This window comes from Amycolatopsis rifamycinica (assembly GCF_000695625.1).
GTDB classification, from domain to species: Bacteria; Actinomycetota; Actinomycetes; order Mycobacteriales; family Pseudonocardiaceae; genus Amycolatopsis; species Amycolatopsis rifamycinica.
The window spans coordinates 254,577-279,899 of the sequence record NZ_JMQI01000026.1 but is presented as its reverse complement, the minus strand read 5'-3'; the positions used below and the strand labels follow the sequence as shown (position 1 = coordinate 279,899).

Below are 25,323 nucleotides of genomic sequence, written 5' to 3'. Positions count from 1 at the left end.
GTGATGAGGATTTGATGACATGAGCGGAGCGAGGGGCCGGGTGCTCGTCGTCGAGGACGAGGAGGACATCCGGGTGGCCGTGACGGCCGAGCTGCGGGGCGCCGGCTTCGTGGTCGACGCGGTGGGCACGCTCGCCGACGCGACGAAGGCGCTCGACGCGGCCGAGCACGCCTGTGCCGTCTTCGACCGCATCCTGCCGGACGGCGACGCGCTCGGGTTCGTCGAGGCACTGCGCCGCCGCGGCCGGGCGGTGCCGGTGCTCTTCCTGACCGCCCGCGACGCCGGCGCGGACCGGGTCGCCGGGTTCGCGCACGGCGGCGACGACTACGTGACCAAGCCGTTCGTGCTGGCCGAGCTGCTGGCGCGGGTGACCAACCTGTGCCGCCGGGGCGGTGTGCGGCCGCCGGTGCTGCGCCACGCCGACCTCGAGGTCGACTGCGCGCGCCGGGAAGTTCGCCGTGGCGGGGTCCTGCTGTCGCTGAGCACCCTGGAGTTCGCGATCCTCGAGCACCTGGCCGCCCGGCCGGGGCTGGCGGTGACCCGCACCGAGCTGATCGAGCACTGCTGGGAAACCGAGCCCGTGGCGAACGTGGTGGACAAGGTGGTCAAGCGGCTGCGGGACAAGCTCGGCGAGCCGGAGCTGGTGCACACCCTCCGCGGCGTCGGGTACCGGCTCTCGTGAGCGACTCGTCCGCCGGACGGCTGCGCCGCCTGCGCCGTCTGCTCACGCTGCTGTTCACCGTCATGAACGCCGCCGGCCTGGTCGCCTTCGCCTGGCTGCTGATCAACGTCGACGCCGACCGGAGCACCCAGCGCCTCGACAGCGAGGTGCAGCTGGTCGTCACCGGCGTCAACCGGCTGCTCGGCTACTCGGGTGGCTCGCTCGTCACCGCGTTCATCGGCCAGGACCCGCTCAACGACAAGTGCCCGCAGTTCGCCGTGCTCCCGGGCGGCACGCCCGCTTTCGCGGGCTACGCCAGCAAACGCCGGTGCGTCGACGTCGACGACGCGTTCCTCGACGGGCTCGCCACCCAGGCGGTCCGGGCCGCGCACCCGCTGGCGGGGTACACCCGCACCCCGGACGGGCAGTCCCTCTACTTCGCGGTGGACCCGATCCGCAACAGCGACCGGCAGTACGTCGGCGCGGTCGTGGCGGTGACTCCCACCGCGGCCGAGGACGCCCGGCACGACCGGTTCACCCTGTTCGTCGTGGGCGGGTGCGTGCTGCTGGTGGCCGCGGTCGGCGGCATCGGCTACCTGCTCGCCGGCCGGGCCACCCGGCCCGCGGTGACCGCGCTGGAACAGCAGCGGTCCCTGCTCAACGGCGTTTCCCAGCTGCTCGACGGCGTGGTCCACGACCTGAAGACCCCCGTCGCGCGCCTGCGCGCGCTGGCCGACGCGGCCCAGCGGAACCCCGAAGCGCAGGCGGAGCTGCTGCCGCGCACCATCCGGCTGGCCGGGATGATGGGCGACATCATCGACCTGTGGCCCAGCCGGGCGCGGGTGACGGCCGGGGTGGAGGAGCTGACGCTCGCTCCGCTGATGCTCGACCAGCTGGTCGAGACACTGGCCGAGGACATCCCGACCGACGGCGCCCGCGTCTCGGTGACGTCCGTGCCGACCCGCGTCGACGGCGACGCCACCCTGCTGCGCCGGGCGATCGGCAACCTGATCGGCAACGCCCTCAACCACGGCAGGCACGGCGGCGAGGACGCCGACGTCCAGGTCACGGTGCTCGACGGCCGGGTGATCGTGGCCGACCGCGGCCCGGGCATCGACCCGGAGGAGGCGCCCAAGCTGTTCGAGCCGCACTACAGCGGCGGCGGGTCGACCGGCATCGGGCTGGCGGTGGTCAAGTGGGTGGCCGAGGTCCACGGGGGAACGGTCCGGGTCTACAACCGCGACGAAGGCGGCGCCATCTTCGAGCTGAGCCTGCCCGTCAGCGGATGAGACTGCTCGGGCCGTGGCGGGCCGGAGACATCCGGCACGTCCGATTCGAGCCGGATGGATCAAACGTGTACTCCGTGTGTATCCGCCGAAGTACCCTGGGTGCGTGATCCGAGGAGGGAAGGGGGCCGCGTGGCGGGCGCGGGCTCCGATCGCGGTGGCGGTGGCGGGCTGTCTCGCCGTGGTGGGGCTCGCCGTGGGGGGTGCCGCGGACCCGCTCGGCGGGTTCGCGTTCAGCCCGTCCGGGCACTGGGTCTACAACCCGCAGCTGGGCGCGGCCTTCCACGTCAACGGCGGTGGTGACCGCGCCGACGCCCAGGTCGACGTGCCCGGGGCCGGGGCGGGCCCGGTCGTGCAGGGCGACACGAGCGGGTTCGTGATCGGGCCGTCGAAGATCGTCGAGTTCGGGAAGTCGTCGCTGACCGTCGAGAACACCACGGCCGCGCCGTCCGACGAGCGGCCGGTCACGCTGGAGGTCCGCGGCGGCCCGTACGCCGTGTACCGGCAGGCCGGCACGATCGCCCGGCTCGGGGAGCTCGGCCTGATCCCGGCGGGCGGCCCGATCGGCGACGTCGTCGCGACCGGGGACGGCAAGCTGTGGCTGCAGCGCGCCGACGCCGGGCTGCTGTGCGAGCTCCCCGAGCAGGCCGACCGCCTGTCCTGCCCGGTCGCGCTGCCCCAGGGACACCGGGGACGGCTGACCGTGGTGGCCGACCGGCCGGTCTTCGTCGACACCACCGACGACACGATGCGGCCGGTGGAGCCGACGGAGCTGGGCAGCCCCGCGCCGCTGGAACTCGACGTGCCCGACACCGCGCAGCTCGCCTCCACCGACGTGGCCGGGCAGCTGGCCATCCTCGACGCGCCGGGGCAGAAGCTGCACCTGGTGGACACCGCGGGCCTGACCAAGGACCGTCCGCCGGCGCGCCCGCGGACCGTCAGCCTGCCGCCCGGCGACTACACCGGCATCGAATCCTCCGGCGGGGTCGTCGCGGTGGTCAACCGGACCACCCACACCCTGCACACCTTCGACAGCGCCGGCGTACCGCGGGCGCAGCGCCCGATCCCCGGCGGGGACAGCCAGCCGCCGCTGGTCAAGGGCGGCGACGCCCGGGTCTACGTCGACGGCGCGGACGGCGCCCACGTCATGGTCGTCGACCACGACGGCGGGGTCAGCGAAGTGCCGGTCACCGGCGACCGGAAACCCGACAGCGACCAGCAGCCGCCGCAGCCGCAGCAGCCGCCGCCGCCGGCCGCCTCGACCCCGGCGCAACCGCCCGCCGCCGCCGAGGACCGCAGACCCGTTGCCCCGCCGAAGAAAACGCAGCCGCCGAGGCAGCAGCAACAGCCGCCGCCGACGAAGGCGGCCCTGCCGGCCAGCCCGCCCGGCGCGCCGCGCTCGGTCGCCGCGACGGCGGACGAGGGGGCGGCCACCGTGTCGTGGGGCGCGGCCGCACCGAACGGCGCGCCCGTCACGAGCTACCGGATCAGCTGGGCCGGTGGCGGGAAGACCGTCGACGGAACCGCCCGGAGCACCCGGATCAGCGGCCTGGCCAACGGCACCGCGTACGTGTTCACCGTGGTGGCGGTGAACCGGGCGGGTGAAGGCCCCGGCGTCAGCTCGAAGGCGGTGACGCCGCGGGCCGCGGTCAGTCCGCCGGGCCGCCCGGGAAGCCTGGCGGTCGAGGCCACGACCAAGCACACGTGGGCGAAGGTGACCTGGACGGCCGCCGCGCCGAACGGCGCCCCGGTGACCGCGTACCACGTGAGCTGGGTCCGCGACGACGGTTCCCGCAGCGGTTCCAAGACGCTGTCGGGCTCGGCGAGGACGTACACGATCGAAGACATCTGGGACGGCAAGGACATCCCGTTCACCGTGACCGTGACGGCGGAGAACAGTGCCGGGAAGGGTCCGTCCGCCTCGGCGCACAAGGCGCCGCCGTCGTGAGGGGAGAAACAGTGCAGCAGCCGCGGGCGACCGAGGTCTACGCCCGGATCGCCGAGAACGTGCAGGGAGTGCTGCGCGGCAAGCCGGAAGTCGTCCGGCTCGCCGTGGCCGCCCTGCTCGCCGAGGGGCACCTCCTGATCGAGGACGTGCCCGGGCTCGGCAAGACGACGCTCGCCCGGTGCCTGGCGCGCAGCATCGGAGGCACCTGGAACCGGATCCAGTTCACCCCGGACCTGCTGCCCGGCGACATCACCGGCGTCATGGTCTACCACCAGAACAACGAGCGGTTCGAATTCCACCCCGGCGGGATCTTCGCCAACGTCGTGCTCGCCGACGAGATCAACCGCGGCACCCCCAAGACGCAGTCGGCGCTGCTGGAGGTGATGTCCGAGCGGCGGGCCACCGTCGACTCGGTCGCGCACGACGTGCCGCACCCGTTCCTGGTGATCGCCACGCAGAACCCGATCGAGATGGAGGGCACCTACCGGCTGCCCGAGGCGCAGCTCGACCGGTTCCTGATGCGGGTCGCGGTCGGTTATCCCGACCACCAGGCCGAGCTGGAGGTGATCATGCGCGCGTGCGCCGGCTACGGTCCCGACGAGCTGTCGCCGGTGGTCGACCTGGTCACCCTGCGCGCGGCGGTCGACGAAGTCCGCGACGCCCGGCTGGATCCGGCGATCCTGTCGTACGCGGTCCGGCTCGCCGAGTACACCCGCGACCACGCCGACGTCCGCTTCGGGGCGAGCCCGCGAGGCAGCATCGCGCTGGTCCGCGCGGCGCAGGCGATCGCCGCCACCGAGGGCCGGGCCTACGTGACCCCGGACGACATCAAACTGGTCGCGAAACCGGTGCTGGCGCACCGCCTCGTGCTCACCGCCGACGCCGAGCTGAACCAGCGAGAGCCCGCCGACGTCGTGCAGGAAGCACTCGACAAGACGCCCGCACCCGCCATCAGCGCGGTGTGAAACCGATGCGGCTGACCCCTCGCGGCGCGGGAGTCCTCGCTGCCGCAGTACTGCTCTACGCCCTCGGCGAGGTGGCGAATTACGTCCTGCTGCGGGCACTGGCCGGGGCCGCCGTGGGCGCGGTGCTCGCCGGGATCGCGGTGACGCTGCGCCGTCCCCGGGTCGCGGTGCGGCGGGAGATCTCCGCGAACCGCATCCAGCGCGGCGGCGCGACGGCGGCCAAGCTCGTGGTGAGCAACCCCGGCCCGCGGCGGCAGCCGGGCTTCACCGCACGGGAACAGAGCGGCCACGGCGAGGTCGTCGACGTCGGCTCGCTCGCCCCGGGAGCTTCCGAGACGTACTACTACAAGCTGACCGGCCGTCGCCGGGGCCGCTTCACCGTCGGGCCGCTGACGCTCGAGCGCACCGACCCGCTGGGCCTGCTCCGGCGCCCGGTCGCGGCCGGTGACACCGCGACTCTGTGGGTCTACCCGCCGCTGCGGTCGGCGCGGGCACCCGGCGCGGGACACCCGCGCCACCACCACGACGGCCCGACGACCGACGACTCGCTGCACGGCTCGGCCGACCTGCGCGACGTGCGGGAGTACGTGGTCGGCGACGAGGTGCGGCACCTGCACTGGAAGGCGACCGCGCGCACCGGGCGGCTTATGGTGCGCGACTACGTCGACCCGGACCACCCGCGGTTCACGCTGCTGCTCGACACCCGCCCGCACGTGCTGTCCGCCGTCGAGTTCGAAGAAGCGGTCGAGCTGGCGGCCTCGCTGGTGAACGCGGCGGCGACGGCCGGGCACCGCTGCCGCCTGCTCACCCCGGCCGGAGCGGACGTGGCCACCGACGGCGGCGCGGTCGGCGTGCGCCCCCTGCTCGACGTCCTGTGCGAAGCCGTACAGGAGGCCGGCGACGCCATGGTGCCGGCGGGGCTGGGCCGGACCGGTATGCGCGGCGGCTGCCTCGTGGTGGTCACCGGCCGGGCGAGCAAGGACCTTCCGCTGCTGGCCGCGGTGCGCGCGCACTTTTCGGCGTTGTACGTGCTCGGCGTCGGAACGCACGGGCTCGGCATGGACGGCCTCGGCGTGCACGGCATCGACGGGGTGCACGGTGCCCGCCGGCTCAGCGCCCCGGACGCGCGGGAGGCGGTGAGCCGGTGGAACCAGCTGGTGTCGTGACGGACCGGGGGAGTCACCCGGGAGGCCACGCTGTTCCCCGCGGTTCCGAAGCGGCGATGCTGGCCGCGGCGGCGCTCGGCGGGCTGCTGTTCGGCCCGGTGTTCGGCGTTCCGGCGCTGCTGCCCGGGCTGGTCGTCGTGCTGACCACGTTCGGGGTCGCCGAGCTGTGCCGCCGCCGTCCGGGGCTCACGCCGTGGCGTCCGCTCCTCGTGCTGGGGGCGGGGCTGCTGGCGGTCGTCGAAACCGTCCTGCCCGGCACGACACTGGGCGGGCTGCCGACCGTGGCCTCGCTGTCGGTGCTCGCCGACGGCGCCCTGCACGGCTGGCAGCGCACCCTGCAGTCCACCTGGCCCGCGCTGCCCGAGCCCCGGCTGGTGGTCTTCGTGCCGCTGCTCGTCCTGCTCGCCGGACTGCTCGGACTCGAACTGCTGCACCGGACGCGGCCGCTCCTGGCCCTGGTCCCCGCGTTGCTCGTGGTGGTGCTGAGCCAGGCGTACGCGGCGGCGAGCGGCCTGGCCGCTGTCCTGGCGGGACTCGCCCTCGCGCTCTTCGCCGCGCTGATGGTGCTTTTCCGCCGGGGCGGGCGGGTACCGGTGCTCGTGGTCCCGGCGGTCGCGCTGGGCCTGGCCGGGGCCGTCGCCGCCGGTGCCCTGCACCCGACCGGCAGGCCGGTGTATTCGTTGCGGGACGACGAACCCGCGCCGGTGCCCGCCGCGTCCGTGGCCAGCCCGCTGGACGACATCGCCGCCCGCCTCCGCACCCCGGCGGCGCCGGTGTTCCGCTACACGGCCCCGGAGCCGGTGGCCGCCTGGCCGGTCGCCGTCTTCGACGACTTCGACGGCGCGAACTGGCGGGCGGACACCGACTTCCGGCGCGTGGGGCGGGAGATCGCGCCCGGGCCGGCGGTCAGCGCACCGGTGTCCCGCAAGTCGGCGCGGGTCGAGGTCACCGGGCTGACCGGGCCGTGGCTGCCGAGCCAGACGTGGCCGGCCTCCGTCGAAGGGGTTCCGGCGCTGGTGGACGAGCACCGCGGCACGCTCGTCGCGGAGCGGTCCGCGGCCGGTGCCCGGTACACGGTCGGCTGGTGGGAACCGGAGACCGACGCCGGCGCCCTGAGCGACGCGGCGCTGGACCCGGAGGCGGGCCTGGGCGGCCTGCGCGAGGTGCCGCCGGACATCGACGCGCTCGCCGAGCGGGTCCTGCCCGGGTTGAGGCCGTCGTTCCGGTCCGCGCTGGCGCTGGAGCGGTTCCTCGCCGAGAACTACCGCCTGGCCGTCGGCACCGACCTGCCGACCGGGCACGGGTGGCCGCAGCTGCGGCGGTTCCTGGTGGAGGACAAGCGCGGCACGAGCGAGCAGTTCGCCGCGGCCTACGTGGTGCTGGCCCGGCTGCAGGGCATCCCGGCGCGCCTGGTGACCGGGTTCCGGGCGCCGGAACGGCCGGAGCCGGACGGCTCCTTCGTGGTGCGCAACGGGAACGCCGCGGCCTGGCCGGAAGTGGCGGTCACCGGCGTCGGCTGGGTCGCGCTGGACCCGGCCGCGGGAGCGGCCCGCAGCGGCACCGGGACCGCCGGTGTCGCGGCCGCGGTCGCCCGGGCGCGAGCGGAACTGCCGCCGGATCCCCAGCTGCAGAACCCGGAGATCACCACCGATTCGTCCACAGAGGACTCGTCGGTGTCCGGTGTGGACTGGCTGGCCCTGGCGCTCGCGGCGGTGGTGCTGCTGGCCGTCGTCGCGCTGGCCTGGCTGGCCGGAGTTCCCGCGGCGGTCGCCGTGCGAACCTGGCGAAGGCGCCGCCGGACGGGCCGCGACGCGGTGCTCGGCGCCTGGGCCGAGGCACGCGACCGGCTGCGCGCCCACGGTGTCGCGGTCACGGCGGGCATGACGGTCCGAGACCTCGCGGCGGCGGCGGGCCCGGTCGCCGACCGGACCGCGGTGCAGGGACTCGGCGCGCTGGCCAGGACGGTCGACGTGGCGCTGTGGTCCGGCGCCGCCCCACCCGACGCGGGCGGAGCCGCGTGGACCGCGGTGCGAGCCGTCCGCGAGGGCCTCGGCAGACGGCCGTGGCGGGAGCGGCTCCGGGCGGCGCTCAACCCGGCGGTGCTGCGCCCGCCACGCTGAGCGTCGACCCGGTCAGCACACGGCGTCGCGAATCCCCCGGGGCTCGCTCTGCCAGCTGCCCCGCGGGCTCGTCGCCTGGATCCGGAAACAGTAGGCGCGGTCGGGCCGCACGGTGATCCGCTTGCTCGTGAGGCGCTGGGCGAGGACCACCGTGGGCCGGGCCTGCCCCGCTTCGGTCACCAGTACGGCGAAGTCGAGGTTCGGCGGGGCGTGCCAGGTCAGCTCGACGTGGTCCTGCCGGTCGACCGGCGGGTCGAGGTCGATCCGCACGGCGGCAGCGGACGTCGAAGACGCGGGTGCGGGAACCGGCGCGGGCGGCGGCGCGGGGCTCGTGGCGCCCCCGGGCCACAGCAGCACCGCGGCCACCACGACGACAGCACCGGCGAGCCCGGCGAGCGCGAGGGCGGGACCGCGCCGCTTCCGTTGTGGTGCAGGCGATTCCCCCGACGGTGGTTCGAGCACGAGCAGCGGCTCGCCGGGCGCTTCCCGCAGCGCGGCCAGCGCGGCGAGGACGGCCTCGTCGTCCGGCCGGTCCCGCGGTTCCTTGGCGAGCAGCCGGGTCACCAGGCTCGCCAGCGCCGGCGGGGCGTCCGGGAGTTCGGGCGGGGCAGCGTCGAACACCCGCAGCACGAGGGCCTCCGGCCGCTCGCCCGGCGCCGCCTGGAAGGGGGCCTGCCCGGTGCGGCAGAAGTGCAGCACCGCGCCCAGGCAGTAGCGGTCCGACGCCGCGTCCAGGACCCCGCGGCTCAGCGTTTCCGGCGCGAGGAACCCCACGTCGGCCGCTGGGCTCCGCCCGAACCGCCGGCGCAGGCTGACGCCGAAGTCCGCGACCACCGGCTCGCCGCCGTCGGCGAAGAGCACGTTGCCCGGGTGGACCCCGCCGTGCGGCACCCCGGCGTCGTGCGCGGTGGCGAGCGCCTTCGCGACGGCCGTGGCCACCGCCACGGTTTCGGGCACGCCGAGCGGGCCGGTGCGCGCGACCCGGTCCGCCAGCGATTCCGCGCACCAGGGCGCGGACAGGGCCGTGCGCCCGTCCGGCAGCTTCGTGACCCGTTCGGCGAGCCGGATCGGCGCGGGGCGCAGCTTGGCGAGCGCCGCCTGCTCGCGGTCGAACGCGGCCCGCGTCTGCCGGTCCAGGGGTTCGCGGAGCACCTTGACGACGACCCGCTCACCGGGCCGGTCCCCGGGGGCGAGGTACGACGACGCGTGCGGGCCGTCCCGGAACGGGATCAGGCCGTCGGCGGGCGGATTCTCCATCTCGCCGGTCATCGTAGCGCCCGGCGATCGGCGGATCACTCCCTGCAGGTGGCGCCGCGCAGCGCCCGCGGGGGGCTGGCCTGGACCCGGACCCCGTTCGTCGCCTGGACCTGGAAGCAGTACTTCAGCCGCGGGTCGATCGGCACCCGCGCCGAGTGGTCGTGCCGGACCAGGGTGGTCTTCGTCGGGCCGGACTCGACGGCGACGACCACGGCGAACTCCCACCCGGCGGGGCCGGTCCAGGACAGCGCGGCCGTCGTGCCGAGGTCCGCGGGCTCGGCCAGGGCGAGCGGGACCGGTTCGGTGGTGCGCGACGGGACGCCCGGCGCGGACGCCGCCGCTGCGGGCGGTGCGTATTCGGCGGGCCCGCGGGTGAGGAACCATCCGGCCGCAGCGGCGATCGCGACGGCCGCCGGGATCGCGGCGAACCGCCACGCCCGGTTCTTGCGGACGGGCGGAACCGGTCCGGCGTCGTCGGCCGGGGGCGGCGGCCAGGCGAACACCTCGGTCCCGAAGGACGTCCGAGGCGCGCCGGGAACCTCGGGTTCGGGTTCGTGGTCGTCCCACAGCCGGAGCAGCTGCCGCGTCACCGCTTCGGCGGACGGCGGCCGCTGGTGCGGGTCCTTCAGCAGCAGCTGGTCGACGAGCACGAGCAGGTCGATCGGCGCCTCCGGGCGGTCCACCGGCGGTGCCGGGGTGTGGCGGACCGCTTCCCGCAGGGCGCCGGCGTCGGCCTCGGCCGGGAACGGCGGGTTTGCCGCCAGCGCCGTGTGCAGGACGACGCCGAGCCCGTACAGGTCCGACGCCGGCTCGGCGACGCCGTCGTCGAGGGTTTCCGGGGCGAGGTAGGCGATCCCGTGGTCGTGGTCGCGGACGAACACCGCACGGAGGGTGCGCTCGAAATCGCTCAGCACGGGCTCACCCGACGTCCGGAAGAGCACGTTCGACGGCGTGACCCGGCCGTGCACGATGCCGGCCCGGTGGGCGGCGACGAGGGTGGAGGCGAGCGTGATGCCGAGGACGAGCACGTCGGTGACGGGGAGCGGGCCGGACGTGGCGACCAGCCCGGCGAGGGACTGCGTGCACAGCTCCATGCGCAGCGCACACCGGCCGTCGGGCATCGGCTCGACACCCTGCGGAACCACGATCCCGACCGTGTCCGCGAGCTGCGCGAGGGTGGCCAGCTCCCGGTCGAGGCGGGCGCGGGTCCGCCGGTAGAGGCGGCCGGGGAAAATCTTCAGCGCGACGGCCTCCCCGCCGCGCCGGCACGCGCACACGGTCCCCGACGCACCGCCGCCCAGCGGCACCAGGCTGTACTGGCCCACTTCCGCCGTTTCCATCGCACGCTCCCGGACGCCGCCTGCTGGTGTCCGGTCGATCGTCGCGCGTCGGACCGCGTCGCGACGGGCCGTGGCCGGTTGCTGCCACGCCCCGTCGCGTGCCCGCGTGCTCGGGAAGACTCCGGTGTGCTGCTTGTTCCGCGACGGGGAGGATGCGACATGGTGACCAGCAAGGCGGAGCGGCCGGTGCTTTCTGCGCGGGCGGCACTGCGCAACGCGGCTTTCGCGCGCCGCACCGAGGCCCGCTATATCGCGGTGCCCCGGACGGCGTGGCTGGGCCACCCGGCTGCGGAAGCCGAGCCCGAAGACGAGGTCGGGATGGAGCAGGACGTGCGTGAGCCGGATCTCCCGCCGCTCAGCAGGGCGGCGGTGACGCGCTTCGGTGCCGTCACGGCCACCCTGCTCTACGGGGTGCCGACGAGCGTGCTGATCGGCACCCCGGCCGGCCTCGCGGTCGGCGCGGCCGCCGGGATCTTCGGCTGGCTGGCCGGGCGTTCGCTGGCCGACGAGTACTACACCCGCCACCACGGCGAAGACGCCTGAGACGCACGGCGGCGGCGCGGGGGTTTCCCCGCGCCGCCGCCGCTTTCTCTCCCCTCCGTCACTTCCGGGTCACGGTGACGCTCGACCAGGCTGATCCGTCCGAAGTGGACTTGGTGATCGTCTTGCTCTGGCCGGGCTTCACCTGCGACGAGTCGAGCGACACCGACACGGAACTTCCGCTCGTCGTCTGACCGGCGGCCACCGGCCGGTCCTTGACCCGCGTGGTCTTCTTTGCCTGCGGCCGGTGCTTGCCGTCGCACTGCTTGACCTTCTTGAGCTCCGACCTCGCGTGCTTGACGTCCGCCGACGCGGTGTCCAGCAGACGCCGGGCGTCCTTCACCGCCTTCGAAGCATTGTCTAGCGACTGACGCGCCGAGACGACGGGATCGGCGTTCGGCACCGCGACGGCGATCGGCTTCACCGGCTGCGCGATCGGCTTCACCGGCGGGGTGACGTGGTTCTTGACCACGGCGGCGTGGACCACCGAGGGGCGCGGCCGGTTCGCTTTCTTGACCGGCTTCTTGTGCTGCTGGTGGGCAGCGGCGCGGGCCTCGGGCTTGGCCACCTTGACGACCGGGCCGGGTGCGGCCACGGGAGCCGCGGGTGCCACCTGGACGGCGGCGGGCGCCGGTGTCGCGGTGGGCGCGGCGTTGGGCGTCACCGCCGTGCTCGCGAGCGCGGCCGGGACGTGCTGCTCGCCCGCGTCGCTTTCGGCGCCGTCCCAGAGGCCCGACGCCGCCGTGACGCCGACCGCGGCGGTCACGAGGCCCGCCATGCCGTAGACGTAGGCCTTCTTCATTCAGTTCTCCTTCGGTTCGGTGTGGCCGGCCGGCGGCCACGGGGCCCGGTCCGCGAACCAGGCGCGGACCTCCGGCTGGAGCAGTGGCCTGAGCACCAGCGCGGACAGGATGAACGGCATCGCCGCGGTGGGGGTTGGTGCCGAATCGGACGCCAGCGCGATGATCACGCCGACGAGGGCGCTCGCCGCGTTGATGCCCTCGACGGCGATGGCGACGCCACGCACCCACGCCAGCCGCAGAGGGAGCAGGACGGCGCACACGAAGAGGACCGCGGCCAGGACAACGCCCGCGGCCAGCGTCAGCTCGAAGCCGGCGTCGTCGCCCGCAGCCGACGAAGCGACCACGGAAAGCAACACCGTCCCCACGGCGATGCCGAGGACCGACTGCACGAACATCAGGATTCTGGCGGTGCGGAGGGCCTTCGGCGGCGGCGTCCGCAACGCGCGGTTCGTGCGGTCCATGCTGTTCTCCCCTTCTCGATCGGGCGGACTTCCACGGTGCTGCTGTGAAACCAGTTTCGAGGTCGGACGGCAGCGCCGGGGGGCCGTGACCTATTGCTGCCACGACCACCGGACGCTCCTGACGCGGCGGCCGCGCTCGGAGGCGAACACGAACCTCGGGTTTCGTGGCCGTGCGGGTGTGTTTACATGGCAGCTTCGGGGGCAGTCAGGGTGACTGAGGCAAGTGATCGGTTGTCGCGCCGCCCCGTTCCGATCCGACTCCCCGACCACCCAATCGGCGCAGCGACGAGGCACAGCGATCGAAGCCAACGGCGTTGGATCAGGTTAGGCCCGACTCGAACACATGAGCGCCAACGCGAATAGCGCACGATCGAATACATGCGCTGCACCGGCTGCGCATGGCTGCGCGTGCCTCCTCCCGCGTCCCGAACTGGGTCGAGCCGATGCTGGCCAAGGCCGACGGCGGCCGGCTCCAGCAAGGCCCGGAGTGGGCGTATGAGTACAAGCAGGTTCGTTGATTCCTGGAGGGCAATCCTGCGGAACCGGCCGCAATGACCGCAGGACTCGGGCGCCGGCACGCTGGTTCACCTGCACAACCAAGAGCTGACCTGGTTATAGCGCTGTAAGCAGCCGAACACCGAACTCGCCATGATCGCTGTGCGCGTGAGCGACATCCCGGTCAACGACCGATCAGCGGCACAAGAGCGCGTTCTGTCCGGGGTCCGGATACTGGGTTTATGGTGACCGGTGAGCGCGTCTGCGATGTGGGTTTCCTCAGCGCCGATGTGGAGCTGGCGGGGACGCTTGCGATTCCTCGTCGCCCTGATCCGACTCCTGGGGTGGTGATGGTCGGCGGGTCCGGACCGTCGGACCGGACCAACGACAATTTCTTCCCGCCGATCCGCCAGCACCTCGTGGAAGCCGGATTCGCCGTGCTCGCCTACGACAAGCGCGGTGTCGGCGCGTCCTCCGGCGACTGGCTCGCGGGAACGATCGACGACTTCGCAGCTGACGCCGTCGCAGCGCTGAACTTCCTCCGCTCCCAGCCTGGTGTCGAAGCCGAAACCACCGGCCTGTTCGGGCACAGCGAAGGCGGTTGGGTCGTCGTGCGCGCCGCGGCTCGCGAGAATGTGCCCTGGGTGGTCACCAACGGTTGCCCCGGCATGACACCCGCAGCTCAGGACCGCCATGCGCTGGCCACCGCCCTCCAGGCGATCCCCGGTGTCACGCTCCACGACGCCGAGGTGACACTCGCCGTGTACGACCGTCTCGTCGAAGCCGGTCGACGCGGCGCTGACTTCGCCGAAGCGACGCGATTGGTCCAGTCTTTCTCGATCCCCGCAGCCGTCGAAGACCTGTTCGACGAATACTGGTCCGAGACGGACGAGCACCTCTGGGAGTTCACCAAACGCAAACAAGACCACGATCCGATTCCGGACGTGCTGCGTCTGCGTTGTCCGCACCTGGCGACATTCGGCGGCGCCGACGAACTGGTTCCGGTCGCGGACAGCATCGGCCTGTTCGCCACAGCCGCCTGCCATGCCGAACGCCATCCGCAGGCAACCCTGACCGTCGAGGTGTTCCCCCATGCGAACCACCGTGTTCAAGTACGCGATGGGACCGCGTTGGTGTCCGGCTACCTCGGCGCTCTGACCCGGTGGATCACTGAGCATATCGACATCGACTCGCGCTGATGAACGCTTCCTCATCGGCATGAGCGGGCGTTCGCGGGGGCTGTCAAACGAGCGGTGTAACTCGGGTTGAAGGGAACTACTTGCGTCGGCGGCCAGGCGGCCGTCGAAGGCGATCTCGAACGCTGCGCCGGGCCCGCACCACCGCGGCCCAGCTGCAACGCAGCCTGCTTCCCGGCCCCCTCGCCCCAGCCGACGGCCTGCGGACGGCTGCCCGGTTCGTCGGCGGCGCCGAGATCGGCCTGGGCGGCGACGGGTACGACCTGTTCCCGCTCCCAGCGGGCCGCCTGAGGGTCGTCATCGGCGATGTCGCCGGACAGGGACCGGACGCGGCAGTGATCATGGGCCGCATGCGCAGCGTGCCTACGCTTTCGACAACGACGGTCCGGCCGCCGTACTCGGCAAACTCGACCGGGAAGCGAACCACCTCGAATACGGCACCATGGCCACCGTCGCCTACGGGGGCTCCTCGGTCAGCTCTTCGGTGCGCCCACCGCATCGCGTTTCACCGCACCCGGAGTTGCGGGATTCGAACGGCAGCTGCTGCGGCGGGCGACCGCCCGCGTCGGGAAAGCCTCGACGACTGGCGGCGGGTGACGGGACGGTGTCGCCGAGGATGGAGACGGAGCCGGTCACCGCGAGCCGGATCGGCGCAGCTGACAGCCCACGAACGTGCCCTGCGAGCAGCGGGGCTCGCCGAATCGGGCACGAGCTGGTAGCACGGCGGCGACCGGCTCGTTTGCGCGGTCACCGAGGCACCCGCCGTTTGAGCCTGCCGATCACCGGGAAATTCGTGATCGAGATACTTCGACGGCACGGAGGACGTCGCATGTCGCACCACACCGCCATGGATGAACTGACCAGCAGAGGCGAGGACGACAGCTTCGACGCGCTCGCATCGCGGCTCATCGACGAGTACGGGCCCGAACGCAGTCAGGACATCCGGGCGGCGATCGCGGCGGAACGGCGGCGGTTCGACGACGCTGGTGTCCGAAGCTTCCTGCCGGTCCTGGTCGAACGCTCGGCCCGGGACCGTCTCGAACGCGCCTGAGGTGTGCTTTCCGGCGCGAAGGCGTCCACTTTGTACTGATCGTTGACCTGCACGTCCAGCAGGACGTAATAGGCCAGCATGATCCGCAGCTGCGGGACGTTACCCGTTGCGTGCGTCAGGCGGTGAGGGGGCGCGGCGCGGGCAGGTCGGGTTGGGAGTCGGCCAGAGTCCGGTGGGCAATGGAGGCGACGAGGTCCGGCACGTCCTGGCGCTCTCGCCAGACGGCCCGCTGCCATGCGGCTCCATTGCCCGAGCCGAGCTGGCGAGCCAGGAGTTTCGCGACGCGGGGGTACTCGCCGAACGCTTCGAGTTCCGGGCGCAGCTGCTTGAGCAGTCTGTTCAGCAGGTGAGCAGGCGGGACAAGCCGGCCGGTGGCGGGGTCGAGCCACTGCCCGGTCAGGCCCTCTCGCGCGGCCCGGAAGCTCGCCATGCGCAAAACCTGATCGGGCACCTGCGGCGCCGGTTCGCCGGCGTGCACCTTCCGCAGCGAAGCCGACACCAGCGCCCGGACCACGGCGGCGAGCAGCGCGGTTTCGTTGGCTGTCGCCGGGACGTCGCTGATCCGCACTTCGAGGGTCGGCACGTGCGTCGACGGCCGGATGTCCCAGTACACCATGCGTTCGTCGAGAACGGTGCCGCAGTCGATCATCCTGGCCACCGTGGCGTCGTACTCGGCGGCCGAGGTCCAGACCGGCGGCGGACCCGAGCACGGCCACCGGGACGTCCGGACCGCGCGCCAGCTGGCGAATCCGGTGTCCCGCCCGTGGTGGACGGCCGAGTTCGCGGTCAGGCCCAGCAGCACCGGCAGCCAGGGCCGCAGGTGGTTGCTCACCCGCACGGCGATCTCCCGGTCGGGCACGCCGACGTGCACGTGGCAGCCGCTGACCTCCTGCCCGGTGATCAGTGCGCCGTATTCGCGGGCCATCCGGCGGTACCGCGGGGTGTCGGTCACCCGGCCCAGCGGGGCCCCGGCGACCGGGACGCCGACGGCGAGCAGCCGCGCGCCGACCTGCAGAGCGGCCGCCGCGGTCACCGCCCGCAGCTCGACCACGCGGTCACGCACCTCGCGCATGCTGTGACACACCGGCGTGGCGGTCTCCACCTGCGCAGGCGAGAGTTCGAGTCCGACGTCGACCCCGAACGTGGCCGCCGCGTCCACGACCTGCCGGTTCAGGGCGACCAATTCGCCCGAGACCGGGTCGGTCAAAAAGAATTCTTCTTCTACACCGATCGTGGGTCCGGCGTCGGGAAATACGTTCATGACCGCACCTGGATTCGTCCTCGGGCGCACGGCGCGGGCCGTACGCCACACCAAAACGGGGGAGCGAGGATCCGGCACACTGTTCGGCCGAGGCTCGGGTGCCGGAACCAGCCGGCGCCCGCCGCTCATGATCGGGAATACCGCCTCCGCCGACGGACAAACATGATCGCGGCCACGGCGGCGAGCATCCCGCCGAGTCAGCAGGTCGAGTTCGGCAGACAGGGAGTGCGGCCCACGACAGGCCGGCATCGTCCTGAACGTGGTGCCGGAGTCCCTGCCGCCTTCCGCCACGGTGGCCCCGACGGCCCGTGCCGTCGGGGCCACCGGCGCGCCCGCCTGGGGAATGGCCGGTGGGTGGCCGTTCACCCGTGCCTTCTCGCGTCCGTGGGAGGCCGGGCGGTCCGGTACGCCACCGGCGTCGGTACCGCGTTGCCGGTCAGGCTCCGGGTGAACGCGCCCACCGCCGCGGACGGCGCGGGTCAGGCGTTGATCGCCTTGCGCTCGACGCGACCGCTCGTGACGGCGATCTTGCGCGGCTTGGCCTGCTCGGCGACCGGGATGCGCAGGGTCAGCACCCCGGCGTCGTAGCCGGCCTCGATGTGGTCGGTGTCCAGGGTGTCACCCAGGAACAGCTGCCGGCTGAACGTCCCCGCCGGTCGCTCGCTGATCAGCGTCCGGACGCCGTCGCCGGTGACCGCGGTGCGCTCCGCCTTCACGGTGAGCACGTCGTTCTGCACATCGACCTCGATGGACTCCGGGCTCACGCCGGGCAGGTCGAAGTGCACCACGAACCGGTCGCCCTCGCGGTAGGCGTCCAGCGGCATCGCCGCGGAGCGGGTCGCCGCGCCGAAGAACTGCTGGGTCAGCCGGTCCAGTGCCTGGAACGGATCCGTGCGAACGAGCATGGTGGTTTTCCTCCTTCCCATCGTGAGGTGGTGCTTCGGCGACGTCTTGATCCTGCGTCTCGCCGGCACCACCGCTGCGCTGACATCCCGGAAACGGGTATCTCCGCGACGCCTGTTCCCATGACTTCCAGAATCACTCGAATGGAGTACTGTCACGCTAACTGGTTGAAGAAAGCGCTGGTAGGCGGCTGAGTCGAAGACGCTCATGTGTGGGGAACATACGTGCAGGCTGGTTCGTCATAGGGGTGAGAGCACCACTCGTAAGCCTGTCCGGATTTCTGGAGGTGGGACTGATGACACTGACGGCTGTGCGATCGGTTTCCGCGCTGGACCGCTGGGACCCGTTCGGCGAGTTCGACGTGCGGGAAACGGACGATGCCTACCTGGTCGAGGTGCAGCTGCCCGGGCTCAAGCGGCGGGACGTCACGGTCGAGGTCACCGGGAGCGAGGTGGCCGTCAAGGGCGAGGCCAGGCGGCGCGGGCTGTTCCGGCGCCGCGCCCGCCAGGTCGGGGAGGTCTCCTGCCGCGTCACGCTGCCGGACGAGGTGGACACCGACGCCGTCTCGGCCGCCTTGGCCAAGGGCGTGCTCACCGTCCGGGCGCCGAAACGGGAGTTCGCTCGGCGGCGGCGCATCGCCGTCACCAGCAGCCGATCCTGACCCGGCGCGGAGGTGAGACTCGATGACCACTTTTTCGCCACTGCGTGAGCCGGCCGCGGTGCCGACGCCGCCCACCGGGTGGCCCATCGGCGTTTACGGCAGCTACGCCGAAGCCCAGCGCGCCGTGGAGTACCTGGCCGGCCACGACTTCCCTGTCGAGGACGTCACGATCGTCGGCGTCGAACCCATGGTGGTCGAACGCGTCACCGCCCGCCTGACCTGGAAACGGGTCCTGGCCGGCGGCGCGGCTTCCGGCGCCTGGTCCGGTCTTTTCCTGGGCCTGCTGCTCGGCTTGTTCAGCAACCGGCCGCTGGTGGCACTGATGTCGGCCGGGCTGGTGACCGGGGTCTTCGTGGGCCTGGCGTCCGCCGCGGTCGGCTACGCCGTGGTGCGGGGCCAACGGGACTTCGCCACGACCACGCAGCTCGTCGCCCGGCGGTACGACGTGTTGTGCGAGCCCCGCCACGCCGAGCGGGGCCGGGATCTGCTGGCGGAACTCGCCGTGGCCGGACCACCGCGCCCCGGCGAGCAAGGGCACCTGGAGGCGAACGCGGCCGGAGGTGATCGAGGCCTGCGTCCATCGCTCCCATGACGGCTCTGCCGATCGACCAGTTCGCCGTGCAGCCTCCGTCGTGGCCGGCCCGGCGCCGACTCGCCGGTTGCCGAGCCGTCCGGCCGTGGCCGGTCACGACGGCCGCGGCACCAGGATGAACCCGCTCTTCGGCCGTGCCGGGACCCGCCGCAGGGAAATGCTCAGGTCCTGCTCGGGGACGTCGTAGTCGAGGGTGGCCAATCGCCCGGCCAGCGTACGCACGATCCCGATCGAGAACGGTTCGCCCGGGCAGCGGTGGTTGGTGTGGGGATCGCCGCCGCCCTGCGGGACGAGCTCGTACGCGCCGATGTCGTGGCCCAGGAACCGCTCCGGGCGGAGCGTGTACGGGTCGCCCCACAGTTCGGCGTCGTGGTTCTGGCCCCACAGGTCCAGCAGCACCATGGCGTGCTTCGGGATGCGGTCGCCGTTCCAGGTCAGCGTTTTCACGGCGCGGCCGCCGATGAACGGCGCGAACGGGTAGAACCGGCGCAGCTCGTGGGTGAACGCCTCGGCGTAGGCGACGTCGCCGGAGCGCAGACGCTCGCGGTTGGGCCAGCGGTGCAGGGCGTGCCCGGCGTAGGCGACGAACCAGGCGACCGCGACGGTCGGGCGGATGACGTCGAGCAACTCGACCGCCGTGAGCCGGGGGTCCAGCTGCTCGCCATCCGGTTCGCGGTGGTGGGCCACGACTTCGCCGGGGCGTCGGCCGCACCGGAACGCACTCGCGTGACAAGGCCGCCGAGCCAGGCCTCCCGCCGGTTGCGCGCGGCACGGGCGCGCCAGTGCCGGGGTCCGGGCGTGGCGAACCCGTCGACCATGGCCACCAGATCGCGCGCCACCGAGGGCACGTCGGCGTCGGCGAGCGGGACGCCCGCCCGGCGGCACACGGCGCGGGTGATGATCGCGGCGGCTTCGTCGGACAACACGATCGGCCGGCCGGGCGGCCAGGAGGCCACGGCGTCGTCCCACGCCGTGGCCACGTCGTCGAGCAGGCCCGCGGTGGTGTCCGGGGTGACGACGGCGTGGAAGAGGCTCTTGCGGACGCCGTGATGTTCGCCGTCGAGGGTGTGCACCGCGCCGTGGCCGAACAGGGTGCTCTGCACCGGCCACGGGATCGCGGTGTGCCGCCGGACGTGGTTCTCGGCGTAGAAGAAGCGGGCAGCGTCCGGGCCGCACAGCCCGGCCGCGCGCTGACCGAGGACGCGGGTGTGCGCCACGCCGGAGGCCGAGCGGGCCCGCCGGGCCGGGAGCCAGGTGTAGCCCTCGGCCAGGGCGAGCAGGCTGTTGCCCAGGAGAGCCCGGGGTCGTCGCGTGGTGCGGGGTGCCCGGTTCGCCCGTGGCCAAACCGGCGACTACCCCGTTGCGGACCACCTCGCCCGGCTTGCGGGCAGCGGCGTAGCCGGGGAAGTGCGGGGTACCCGGCCGGAATGATGAGACGCGCACTGTGGGAAGGCCTGGTCGCCGGGGCGGCCGGGGTCACGGCGATGACGATCGGCGAGAAACTGGAGCAGCGCCTCACCGGCCGGCCCGACTCCCACGTCCCCGCCCGGGTCCTGCGCCGGCTGACCGGAAGACCGGACGACCCCGGACGGCCGTTGCCGGCGAACTGGGTGATGCACTTCGGCCAGGGCGTGGTGCTGGGCGTCGTGCGCTCGGTGATGGCGCAGGCGGGTCTGCGCGGTCCGTGGTCTTCGGCGAAGTTCGCCGTGATCCGGCTGACCAACGACCAGATCCTCGAGAACGCCACCGGTGTCGGCGCGCCTCCGCCGACCTGGCCGCGCGGCGAGCTCGTCGTCGACCTGCTGCACAAGGGCGTCTACGCCGCAGTGACCGGCGTTGTCGCCGACGCTCTCGCCGCCCGGTCCGGCCCCGGGCCGGGACAGCGGCACGCCGCCGTGCAGCCGGGCCGGCATTCCGACGTCGGACCCCTGCCCCGTATCCCGGCGAGCAAGCGGTGAACGGAACGTGCCGAGGGCACCGGGCCGTCCCCCGATGCCAGACTGTCCATTTTGGATCGCTTCGATGCCGGTCAGTCGGTGAAGCAGCGCAACGACGGCGGCAGTGACCGCGGCTCTTCGTCCAGTTCGAGCAGCCAGCCGAGGCAGTGGAAGATCACTTCGGCGATCTCGGCCGGATCACCTGACGTCGCGAGTTCCGCCTGCACGGCGGAGTCGAAAGGATCGTCGTTGAGCGCGGCCAGCACCGCGCGTACGGCACCCCGGAGGTTCGGCGGCAGGTGGTCGATCCCCACCGCTCCGGCTTGCTCGTTCTCGATCTGGGCCGTGTAGACCCTGTTCCCTGCGGTCGGCCGGCGGCCCGTGATCGCTTCCGCGCACAGACCGGTCAGCTCGACCACCACGGCGGCGGGCAGCCGCGGCGACCGTGACCGGGCGACGGCGATGACCGCGTCGGCCAGGTCGTCGTCCGCTCCGCCGCGGGCGGCCCGCAGCAATGCTGTCGAGAGCCGGTGGCACTCCGGGGGAGGGACGCCGTCCGGCGTCTCGTTCGGGTACATGTTCAGCAGCTACCCGGCGCTTCCGGTGATAACCCGGGTCGATTCGGCCGGAGTCCCTTCACCGTGCCGGTCCTCGCGCCCAGGCCGTCAGCTCGGGACAGCTTCGAAATCCGCGTCGCGGCGCACGGGTCCGAGTAATCGGTCTCGGCCCGGGTAGTTCGCGGGCAGACATCACAGGCGGGACCGAAGAGGTGACGATGGTGGCTGCCGACCTGCCGTCGGCTGACGAACTGGCCGCCCGTGTCGAGCAGGCCGGGCGGGGAACCTGGTGACATGACCGACACCGAAGAGGAGCAGCGGCGCCGGCTCGTCGAGTGCTTCGAGCGCGCCGGTCTGACGCTGGAGCAGCTGTGGATGCGGTACTTCGCGCTGGGCGGCGACGCGGGTTTGCTGGAGCTGGACGCGTATCTGCACGGGGTCATGTCGCTGCCGCGGGTTCAGCGGGACATGGTCGCGCACGCGGTCAACGAGCGGCTCGACGAGCTGATCGGCCGGAACCGGGTGCCCTACAGCCGGCCGATCCGGCCGGGCCGCCCGGCACACGGCCCGCTGGCGGCGCTGGTGAGACTGCTGGAAGGCGCTCATCGCGCGCCGCCGGAACGCCTGCCCGCGATCCTGGACGCCGCGGGGGAGGCCCTGGACCTGCGCCTGGGCGTCTACCTGGCCGACTACTCCGGGCGCATCCTCCTGCCCGTCGGTGGTGCCGGACGTCAGCCGCTGGAGGTCGGGAACACGGTCGCGGGGGAGGCTTTCCAGCGCGGGGACGTGGTGATCGACGACGAGCGGGACGAACCCCGGATGTGGGCGGTGCTGCTGGACGGCGTGGAGCGGCTCGGTGTGCTGGAGGTGGCGCCGACCGACGGCACGGATCCGCACGACCCGCTGCTCCAGGAGCAGTGCCGCTGGCTGGCCTACCTGTTCGGCCACCTGGTCACGATCACCACGCACTACGGCGACGGGCTGGACCGGGTGCGACGGCGGGAGCACCGCGGCCCGGTCACCGAGCTGCTGTGGACGGCGCTGCCGCCGCTGACGGCGGCGACGGAGTCGGTGACCGTCGCGGCGGCGGCGGAGCCGGCGTACGCCCTCGGCACTGATGTGTTCGACTACGCGCTGTCGGAGACGTCGGCGTCGTTCGCGATGTTCGACGCGGGTGTGCGCGAGCCCACCGCCGCCCTCAGTGCGGTGGCCGCGCTGTCGGCCTACCGCGCCGCCCGCCGCGACGGGACGGGCCTTCAGGCTCAGGCACGCGCGGTCGACGAGGCGGCCGGCGACCTCGGCAAGGCCGTCTCCGGGGTGCTGGGTGAGTTCGACGTGACCACCGGCCGCGTCACGTACGTGGCGGCCGGGCACCCGCCCCCGTTGCTGTTGCGGGAAGGCGAAGCGACGAGATCGCTGCGCGAAGGCCGCGCGGCGCCGTTCGGCCGCGGCGACGGTGAGTGGACGGTGACGGAGGAAGAGCTGCGGCCCGGCGACCTGCTGGTGCTCCACACCGACGGGATCGTCGCCGCGCGCGACCGCCACGGCGTGCCCTTCGGCCGGTCCGGGCTGATCGAGGTCCTCGAACGGGAAGGCGCGAACCGGTTGCCGCCGGAAGTCGCCCGGCGCATCACCCAGGCAGTTCTGGCCCACGGCGGTGAGGCCCTGGCCGACGACGCCACCGTCCTGCTCCTGCGTCCCTTCGGCGACTACCGGACGTCACAATGGTTCTGACCGAGGTCCCCGTGATCCGTGCGCGCCGTCCGCGCGCGAGCGGTAAGCGAAGTTCGCAGGCGACGCCCACCACCCGGGATTTGACTGCTTTTGTCCGCACCGCTGGTGATCGACGCCGAACACGCCGGGACCGCCAGCCCAGGGCCGCCCGCCGGGCCGTCACCGACTTCGACAAGACCGGCCTGCCCGCCGCCGAGATCGACGACCTCGTCCTCGCGGTCAGCGAAGTGGTCGACAACGCGCTGCGGTACGGCCGCTCGCCGGTCCGGATGCGGATCTGAGCGGACGCCGAGCACATGGTCGTCACCGTCCACGACAGTGGCGAGGGGCCGGGCGACCCGTTCGCCGGGCTGCTGCCCGTCGCCCGCGGCATCGGCGGTCGCGGGCTGTGGATCACCCACCAGGTGTGCAGCCAGGTCGCCCTGCACCGCGACGACACCGGCTTCACCGTCCGTCTCACCGCGGGACGACCTGGGTCTTGGCCCACGGCGCGCTGACCCCGTCTCCGCTGTTTGTCGGTCGGCTTCGCGGGTACCTACCGGCGAGTAGGAGTCGGGTGAGGGACATCCGGCCGAAGGGAGAACCATGACGAGCGCAGCACGCCCGGCCGGACCCGTGCCCGGACAGCCCGTTCCGCCGAATGCGGCTCCGGCAGGCCCGCAGGCAAGGGATCTGGGGCCGGCGACCTCCGGACGCGCCACCGGCGCGGAGACGAAACCGGCTTTCAAGACGACCGAGTTCTTCGTCTTCCTGGCCGGTGTCGTGGCGATCGTGATCACCGCCGTAACGGTCGACGGCGACGCCACCACCGGTGGTGACCCGTTCAACGCCGAACAAGCGTTGCGCTACATCACGTTCCTCGCCATCGGCTACATGATCAGCCGTGGTTTGGCCAAGGCCGGGGCTCGTCAGCGCGCCGACCGCCGTTGATCGGTCAGCACGGCCGAAGACCGCTTCCTGTTGGGGCGGGCAGTCCGCGCTGAATCCTAGAGCGATCCTCGGTCAGACCGGCGGCCTCGACCGCTCTCAGGGCACATTGGACGCCCACGCGAGACGATCGATCCCGGCTGGGCGGGCAAGGTCGCGCGTCCGGTCGTTATGGGCGGGCCCCTCGACCTGCCCGACCACGGCGGAACTCGTGCGCGAGGTAGGGCGGCGGCGGCCAGCCCCTGACCTGACCGGGTTCCGGCGAAAAGAACCGCTTCCGCTCGGCGAAGGTGGGGGAGACCTGCGAGCGGAAGCGGTTGCTGGGGGTCGGTACGGGGGTCGCCTCTCGGCGGGTGGCGCGACCCGGCTCCGGGGTGAACCGGTGTTCCGGGAAGGCGGAAGGGGTGAGGCCCGGGGAACTCCGCCGTACCGACACCCAGTACAACGCCCGGCGCGGTGCGGTGTTCCCCGGCGGCGACCGCGGCGGGCGTGACGTGCGTCGCTCACAGGTCCCGGCGGTGCTCGACGAGCCAGGTGGCGACCTGGTGCAGTTTCATGTTGCCGTGCTGGGAGGCGTCGACGAGCATGCGGAACGCGTGGACCGGGTCGACGTCGTGGCGCTGCATCAGGATGCCCTTGGCCATGCCGATCGTGTCGCGGTGCTCGACCGCGGCGCGCAGGTGGGCATCCTGTTGGGCGGCGGCGAGGGCGATCGCGGCGTGGGTGGCGAAAACCCGGCCGTCCTGCTCGGTCCGGTCGCTGAACGCGTCGGGGCGGCCGGAGTAGAGGTTCAAGGCGCCGAGAGTGCTGTCGGTGAGGAAAAGCCGGTAGGACAGCATCGACCGCACCCCCGTCTCGGCGGCGGCCGGGGCGAACCGCGGCCAGCGTGGTTCGGTGACGAGGTCGCCGACGCGGAAGATCTCATGTTCGGCGATGGCGTCGACGCACGGTCCTTCGTGGGTGCGGTACTGGATCCGGTCGATCTCGGCGACCAGGGCCGCGGTCGGGGCGACGGTGCGGATCCGGCCCCGGCGTTCGGCGAGGGAGATCCCGGCCTACTCGGCGCCGTCGACGTAGTCGACGGCGGCCTTCACGATCGCCATCAGGGTCGCGTCGACGTCGGGTTCCGCCTGCAGCGAGCGCGCGATCTGTCCGAGCAGCCGGGCGAGCCCGGTGTCGGCCTCGTTGTCCTGTCCGTTGGGGTTCATCCCCGCCTCCCTCGACGCTGACGGATACCCGGTCTTCCGGCGATCATCACGGCGAAGTCTTTCCGGACCGGTGAACTTGACCGGAGATCCCGCGTCGGCTTCGGATCCGCAGGTGATCCGGGAAAGCGCTCCGGCGCGGTCCGGTCGCTCTTCCAGGCGCACCGGATCAGCCGGCTGGTCGCCGAGCTGTGTTCATCAGAGTCGGGTCAAACAGCGTCGAGAACCCCCTTGGCCGAACCGTTCGCCACTCGGCG

25 protein-coding genes and 1 pseudogene are annotated in these 25,323 nt (G+C 72.8%); 16 read left to right on the top strand and 10 right to left on the bottom strand.

What is annotated here, in order from left to right; translation table 11 throughout:
- Positions 1-19 precede the first annotated feature (19 nt).
- From DV20_RS13195 to DV20_RS13170, 6 genes are all read left to right on the top strand, one after another.
- The gene (locus DV20_RS13195; protein ID WP_043779865.1) at positions 20-682 is read left to right on the top strand and encodes a response regulator transcription factor; all 663 of its coding nucleotides are present in this window, start codon (positions 20-22) and stop codon (positions 680-682) included.
- Complete coding sequence (locus DV20_RS13190) at positions 679-1,950, top strand: sensor histidine kinase (protein WP_043779862.1); 1,272 nt, start codon at positions 679-681, stop codon at positions 1,948-1,950. The genes DV20_RS13195 and DV20_RS13190 overlap by 4 nt, the downstream gene beginning before the upstream one ends.
- A gap of 103 nt (positions 1,951-2,053) precedes the next feature.
- The gene (locus DV20_RS13185) at positions 2,054-3,895 is read left to right on the top strand and encodes a fibronectin type III domain-containing protein (protein WP_152603707.1); all 1,842 of its coding nucleotides are present in this window, start codon (positions 2,054-2,056) and stop codon (positions 3,893-3,895) included.
- An 11-nt stretch (positions 3,896-3,906) separates the two neighbouring features.
- A complete protein-coding gene (locus DV20_RS13180; protein ID WP_043779861.1) occupies positions 3,907-4,860 on the top strand; it encodes an AAA family ATPase in 954 nt (317 codons plus the stop codon).
- A gap of 5 nt (positions 4,861-4,865) precedes the next feature.
- Positions 4,866-6,026 (top strand): DUF58 domain-containing protein, encoded by a 1,161-nt coding sequence (locus DV20_RS13175; protein WP_043779988.1) that lies wholly within the window; start codon positions 4,866-4,868, stop codon positions 6,024-6,026.
- 56 nt (positions 6,027-6,082) lie between these two features.
- On the top strand, positions 6,083-8,146 hold the full coding sequence (locus DV20_RS13170) for a transglutaminase family protein (protein ID WP_051735965.1): 2,064 nt from the start codon (positions 6,083-6,085) through the stop codon (positions 8,144-8,146).
- A gap of 12 nt (positions 8,147-8,158) precedes the next feature.
- Here the strand turns inward: DV20_RS13170 and DV20_RS13165 are convergent, their stop codons facing one another.
- Both DV20_RS13165 and DV20_RS13160 read right to left on the bottom strand, forming a co-directional pair.
- Positions 8,159-9,403: a protein kinase domain-containing protein gene (locus tag DV20_RS13165; RefSeq protein WP_043779985.1), complete on the bottom strand. Its 1,245-nt coding sequence runs from the start codon at positions 9,401-9,403 to the stop codon at positions 8,159-8,161.
- A 35-nt stretch (positions 9,404-9,438) separates the two neighbouring features.
- On the bottom strand, positions 9,439-10,743 hold the full coding sequence (locus DV20_RS13160; protein ID WP_043779857.1) for a protein kinase domain-containing protein: 1,305 nt from the start codon (positions 10,741-10,743) through the stop codon (positions 9,439-9,441).
- A 159-nt stretch (positions 10,744-10,902) separates the two neighbouring features.
- Between DV20_RS13160 and DV20_RS13155 the strand changes: the two genes are divergently transcribed.
- Positions 10,903-11,286, top strand: a complete 384-nt coding sequence (locus DV20_RS13155) for a hypothetical protein (RefSeq protein ID WP_043779854.1) — start codon at positions 10,903-10,905, stop codon at positions 11,284-11,286.
- 58 nt (positions 11,287-11,344) lie between these two features.
- Here the strand turns inward: DV20_RS13155 and DV20_RS13150 are convergent, their stop codons facing one another.
- Complete coding sequence (locus DV20_RS13150) at positions 11,345-12,085, bottom strand: hypothetical protein (RefSeq protein ID WP_043779851.1); 741 nt, start codon at positions 12,083-12,085, stop codon at positions 11,345-11,347.
- Positions 12,086-12,547, bottom strand: a complete 462-nt coding sequence (locus DV20_RS13145) for a hypothetical protein (protein WP_043779849.1) — start codon at positions 12,545-12,547, stop codon at positions 12,086-12,088.
- A 737-nt stretch (positions 12,548-13,284) separates the two neighbouring features.
- Between DV20_RS13145 and DV20_RS13140 the strand changes: the two genes are divergently transcribed.
- Positions 13,285-14,241, top strand: coding sequence for an alpha/beta hydrolase family protein (locus DV20_RS13140; RefSeq protein WP_152603706.1), 957 nt, complete (start codon positions 13,285-13,287; stop codon positions 14,239-14,241).
- Between the two features lie 826 nt (positions 14,242-15,067).
- Complete coding sequence (locus DV20_RS46540) at positions 15,068-15,289, top strand: three-helix bundle dimerization domain-containing protein (protein WP_043779847.1); 222 nt, start codon at positions 15,068-15,070, stop codon at positions 15,287-15,289.
- A 115-nt stretch (positions 15,290-15,404) separates the two neighbouring features.
- On the opposite strand, the gene DV20_RS13130 is transcribed toward DV20_RS46540, so the two are convergent.
- Complete coding sequence (locus DV20_RS13130) at positions 15,405-16,550, bottom strand: carboxylate-amine ligase (RefSeq protein ID WP_043779845.1); 1,146 nt, start codon at positions 16,548-16,550, stop codon at positions 15,405-15,407.
- A gap of 479 nt (positions 16,551-17,029) precedes the next feature.
- Positions 17,030-17,455 (bottom strand): Hsp20/alpha crystallin family protein, encoded by a 426-nt coding sequence (locus tag DV20_RS13125; RefSeq protein ID WP_043779842.1) that lies wholly within the window; start codon positions 17,453-17,455, stop codon positions 17,030-17,032.
- A 293-nt stretch (positions 17,456-17,748) separates the two neighbouring features.
- Between DV20_RS13125 and DV20_RS13120 the strand changes: the two genes are divergently transcribed.
- Positions 17,749-18,114: an Hsp20/alpha crystallin family protein gene (locus tag DV20_RS13120; protein ID WP_043779841.1), complete on the top strand. Its 366-nt coding sequence runs from the start codon at positions 17,749-17,751 to the stop codon at positions 18,112-18,114.
- Positions 18,115-18,136: 22 nt separating this feature from the next.
- Positions 18,137-18,706 carry a general stress protein gene (locus DV20_RS13115; RefSeq protein ID WP_063607798.1) on the top strand — a complete coding sequence of 190 codons (570 nt, stop codon included), beginning with the start codon at positions 18,137-18,139 and terminating at the stop codon, positions 18,704-18,706.
- A gap of 93 nt (positions 18,707-18,799) precedes the next feature.
- Here the strand turns inward: DV20_RS13115 and DV20_RS46200 are convergent, their stop codons facing one another.
- Entirely contained in the window at positions 18,800-19,393 is a 594-nt protein-coding gene (locus DV20_RS46200; protein WP_200876412.1) for a cytochrome P450, read from the bottom strand.
- Between the two features lie 129 nt (positions 19,394-19,522).
- On the opposite strand from DV20_RS46200, the gene DV20_RS46195 reads away from it, so the two are divergent.
- Positions 19,523-19,756 carry a hypothetical protein gene (locus DV20_RS46195; protein WP_200876411.1) on the top strand — a complete coding sequence of 78 codons (234 nt, stop codon included), beginning with the start codon at positions 19,523-19,525 and terminating at the stop codon, positions 19,754-19,756.
- Positions 19,757-20,133: 377 nt separating this feature from the next.
- On the top strand, positions 20,134-20,664 hold the full coding sequence (locus DV20_RS13105; RefSeq protein ID WP_043779839.1) for a hypothetical protein: 531 nt from the start codon (positions 20,134-20,136) through the stop codon (positions 20,662-20,664).
- A gap of 71 nt (positions 20,665-20,735) precedes the next feature.
- Here the strand turns inward: DV20_RS13105 and DV20_RS13100 are convergent, their stop codons facing one another.
- Complete coding sequence (locus tag DV20_RS13100; RefSeq protein WP_152603705.1) at positions 20,736-21,221, bottom strand: hypothetical protein; 486 nt, start codon at positions 21,219-21,221, stop codon at positions 20,736-20,738.
- 273 nt (positions 21,222-21,494) lie between these two features.
- On the opposite strand from DV20_RS13100, the gene DV20_RS13095 reads away from it, so the two are divergent.
- From DV20_RS13095 to DV20_RS13085, 3 genes and pseudogenes are all read left to right on the top strand, one after another.
- A complete protein-coding gene (locus DV20_RS13095) occupies positions 21,495-22,934 on the top strand; it encodes a PP2C family protein-serine/threonine phosphatase (protein ID WP_043779836.1) in 1,440 nt (479 codons plus the stop codon).
- Positions 22,925-23,431 (top strand): annotated as a pseudogene (locus DV20_RS47180) (ATP-binding protein). Before DV20_RS13095 ends, DV20_RS47180 begins: the two are co-directional and overlap by 10 nt.
- An 88-nt stretch (positions 23,432-23,519) precedes the next feature.
- On the top strand, positions 23,520-23,864 hold the full coding sequence (locus DV20_RS13085; RefSeq protein ID WP_200876410.1) for a hypothetical protein: 345 nt from the start codon (positions 23,520-23,522) through the stop codon (positions 23,862-23,864).
- Positions 23,865-24,364: 500 nt separating this feature from the next.
- Here the strand turns inward: DV20_RS13085 and DV20_RS13080 are convergent, their stop codons facing one another.
- Both DV20_RS13080 and DV20_RS46535 read right to left on the bottom strand, forming a co-directional pair.
- Complete coding sequence (locus DV20_RS13080; RefSeq protein ID WP_268747416.1) at positions 24,365-24,910, bottom strand: GAF and ANTAR domain-containing protein; 546 nt, start codon at positions 24,908-24,910, stop codon at positions 24,365-24,367.
- A gap of 6 nt (positions 24,911-24,916) precedes the next feature.
- Positions 24,917-25,069 carry a hypothetical protein gene (locus DV20_RS46535; RefSeq protein ID WP_235190811.1) on the bottom strand — a complete coding sequence of 51 codons (153 nt, stop codon included), beginning with the start codon at positions 25,067-25,069 and terminating at the stop codon, positions 24,917-24,919.
- Positions 25,070-25,323 lie beyond the last annotated feature (254 nt).